Annotated in this window: 4 protein-coding genes; 1 reads left to right on the top strand and 3 read right to left on the bottom strand. The window is 64.9% G+C overall.

The annotated features are described in order from the left end of the window. From IRZ12_RS17490 to rpsU, 3 genes are all read right to left on the bottom strand, one after another. Positions 1 to 493, bottom strand: a 493-nt coding sequence (locus tag IRZ12_RS17490) for a CHC2 zinc finger domain-containing protein (protein WP_296471375.1), incomplete at its 3' end; no start/stop codon positions are given. A 37-nt stretch (positions 494 to 530) separates the two neighbouring features. After that, positions 531 to 992 (bottom strand): GatB/YqeY domain-containing protein, encoded by a 462-nt coding sequence (locus tag IRZ12_RS17485; protein WP_296471371.1) that lies wholly within the window; start codon positions 990 to 992, stop codon positions 531 to 533. 155 nt (positions 993 to 1,147) lie between these two features. After that, positions 1,148 to 1,360: a 30S ribosomal protein S21 gene (rpsU, locus tag IRZ12_RS17480; RefSeq protein ID WP_087782307.1), complete on the bottom strand. Its 213-nt coding sequence runs from the start codon at positions 1,358 to 1,360 to the stop codon at positions 1,148 to 1,150. A 144-nt stretch (positions 1,361 to 1,504) separates the two neighbouring features. On the opposite strand from rpsU, the gene tsaD reads away from it, so the two are divergent. Then, positions 1,505 to 2,115, top strand: a 611-nt coding sequence (gene tsaD / locus IRZ12_RS17475; RefSeq protein ID WP_296471356.1) for a tRNA (adenosine(37)-N6)-threonylcarbamoyltransferase complex transferase subunit TsaD, incomplete at its 3' end; no start/stop codon positions are given.

Genomic DNA, 2,115 nt, shown 5'->3' with positions numbered 1-2,115 from the left:
GGCGCTCGGGCCCCGCCCAGCCCAACCCGAAGCGCGCGGCGATTTCCCCCGAAACCCCGCGGCCTTTCAGGTAGGCGATCGCCGCCTGCGCCGAGCGCAACTGCTGCCGGTACCAATTGTTGGCCAGCTCCAGCACCTGGCTGTGCCGCGAGACCATGGCCTCGCGCTGTTGACGGGCTGCCCTCTGGCGGGGGCTGCGATCCTCCTCGGGCACCTGCATGCCCACCATGCCGGCAAGGCTCCGGACGGCATCGGGGAACGAGGCGCCGGTGTGTTCCATCAGGAAACGGATGGCCGTTCCATGCGCGCCACAGCCGAAACAGTGATAGAACTGCTTGCTCGGGCTAACCGTAAAAGACGGGGTTTTTTCGCTGTGAAAGGGGCACAACCCCAATAAATTGGCCCCGGCCTTGCGCAACTGGACGTGCTGGCCCACCACGTCGACGATGTCGACCCGGGCCAGCAGGTCCTGGATGAATGACTCTGGGATCATGCGCGCAAGGCGGGCGTTCGGGGAAGCGCCTCGCGGCTCAGCCCAGGCGCGCCTTGATCAGCTTCGACACCTCGGCCATGTCGGCGCGGCCGGCGAGCTTGGGCTTGACCAGCCCCATGATCTTGCCCATGGCCGCGCCACCGCTGATTCCCTGGGCCGAAACTTCAGCCACTGCGGCGTCGATGACAGCCGCCACTTCTTCTTCGGAAGCCGCTTGCGGCAGGAATTCCTGCAATACCGCCATCTCGGCCCGCTCCTGGGCGGCCGAATCCGCGCGGCCTGCCTGCTCGAACGATGCAATGGACTCGCGCCGCTGCTTCACCTGCTTCTCGACGATGGCGATGATCTCGGCATCCCCCAGCTCCCGGCGCTCGTCGACCTCCTTCTGTTTGATCGCGGCCGCCAGCAGGCGCAGGGTGCCGAGGCGCTCGGTGGCCTTGGCGCGCATGGCGTTCTTGATTTCGTCGGACAAGCGGGCTTTGAGGGTATCTGCAGTCATGGAGATTCCGCGAGGGTGAAGAGTTTCGAGCGTCTCGGGTGGACGCCGAAAAATAACAACAAGAACGCCAAAAGCCGCCCGGCTGGCGCCGTAGCGGCTTTGATAAATCTGCGAAACTACCGGAAAGCTTACCTGCGCTCCGTGCGCAGCAGCAATCAGTACAAGCGCTTGGGCAGCTGTTGGCTGCGGATACGCTTGTAGTGGCGCTTGACGGCGGCGGCGTGCTTGCGCTTGCGCTCTGCCGTGGGCTTTTCGTAAAACTCGCGCGAGCGCAGTTCGGTCAGCAGGCCAGTCTTTTCAATGGTGCGCTTGAAACGACGCAGGGCGACCTCAAACGGCTCATTTTCTTTAACGCGAATTGTCGGCATGTAACGATTGCCTCGGGGCTGCTAAGGGTTGATCGAGCCTGCCACTATAGCAGATTTTTCTGCCGCTTGCCAAATGCTCGTGCTGCCCGGGTGCTACACTGCGGCCTAGGGTTAACTCGCAACCATCGCGTCCCGCGGCTTTACATGATCGTTCTCGGCTTCGAAAGTTCCTGCGACGAAACCGGCGTGGCCGTCGTCAGCACCGAACGCGGGCTCCTCGCCCACGCCCTGCATTCCCAGGTCGACATGCACCAGGAATACGGCGGCGTCGTCCCGGAACTGGCTTCCCGCGATCATGTGCGACGCGTGCTGCCGCTCACCCGGCAGGCGCTCGACGCCGCGAACCTGACGCTCGACGACATCGACGCCATCGCCTATACCGCGGGCCCTGGCCTGGCCGGGGCGCTGCTTGTCGGTGCCAGCGTGGCACAGGCGATCGCTTGGGCGCGCAACCTCCCCTCCATTCCCATCCATCATCTCGAAGGGCACTTACTCTCCCCCTTGCTCGCCTCGCCGCGCCCGGCATTCCCGTTCGTGGCGCTGCTGGTGTCGGGCGGACACACCCAGCTGATGCGGGTCGACGGCATCGGCCGCTACGAGCTGCTCGGCGAGACCCTGGACGATGCGGCGGGCGAGGCGTTCGACAAGACCGCAAAACTGCTCGGCCTCGGGTACCCCGGCGGCCCGGCGCTCTCCAAGCTGGCTGAATCCGGAAACCCTGAGCGATTCGACCTGCCCCGCCCCAAGCTGCACAG

The sequence above is a fragment of the Pigmentiphaga sp. genome, from assembly GCF_019689535.1.
GTDB lineage: Bacteria > Pseudomonadota > Gammaproteobacteria > Burkholderiales > Burkholderiaceae_B > Pigmentiphaga.
The sequence above is the reverse complement of the archived record's forward strand: the minus strand, read 5'-3'. Positions and strand labels throughout refer to the sequence as shown.

Excerpts from the sequence above, each read along its gene's own strand:
- IRZ12_RS17485 (WP_296471371.1), bottom strand. The coding sequence starts at position 992 with ATGACTGCAGATACCCTCAAAGCCCGCTTGTCCGACGAAATCAAGAAC.
- rpsU (WP_087782307.1), bottom strand. The coding sequence starts at position 1,360 with ATGCCGACAATTCGCGTTAAAGAAAATGAGCCGTTTGAGGTCGCCCTG.